1 protein-coding gene is annotated in these 448 nt (G+C 74.3%); it reads right to left on the bottom strand.

The window, feature by feature from the left end; genetic code table 11:
- On the bottom strand, positions 1 to 417 hold a 417-nt coding region (locus tag FQ755_RS15595; RefSeq protein ID WP_186308541.1), incomplete at its 3' end, for an alpha-hydroxy-acid oxidizing protein.
- Positions 418 to 448 lie beyond the last annotated feature (31 nt).

Here is a 448-nt window from a genome sequence, read left to right as displayed (position 1 = left end):
CACGGTCACCACCAGGGTGCGATAACCGGCGCGCGCGGCGCGCTCGGCGAGGCTGTCGGCCAGCTCGCGATGCATCACGTAGAGCTGGAACCACAGCTCGCCGCCCGCTTCGCCGGCCAGGCGCTCGAGCGAGACGTTCGAGGCGGTGGACATCGCGAACGGGATGCCGGCGCGCTGCGCGGCGCGTGCCAGCGCGAAGGGCGCGGCCAGCGGCTGGCCGAGCAGGGTGGTGGACAGCTCGCGCGAGGCCACGTCCACCAGGCGGCGCGGCACGAAGGCCAGGCGCGCGAAGGCGTCGCGATTGCGGCGCAGGCCGCGTTCGTCCTCGGCGCCGCCGTCCAGGTAGTCGAACACGCGGCGCGGCAGGCGGCGTCGGGCGAGCTTGCGGAAGTCTTCGACGTTGATCGGTGGCGGCATCGGCGCGGTTCGGAAGGTCCGGTGAGGCGGG

Origin of the sequence: Paraburkholderia sp. BCC1885 (assembly GCF_900996235.1) — a bacterium.
Classification (GTDB): Bacteria; Pseudomonadota; Gammaproteobacteria; order Burkholderiales; family Burkholderiaceae; genus Paraburkholderia.
The sequence above is the reverse complement of the archived record's forward strand: the minus strand, read 5'-3'. Positions and strand labels throughout refer to the sequence as shown.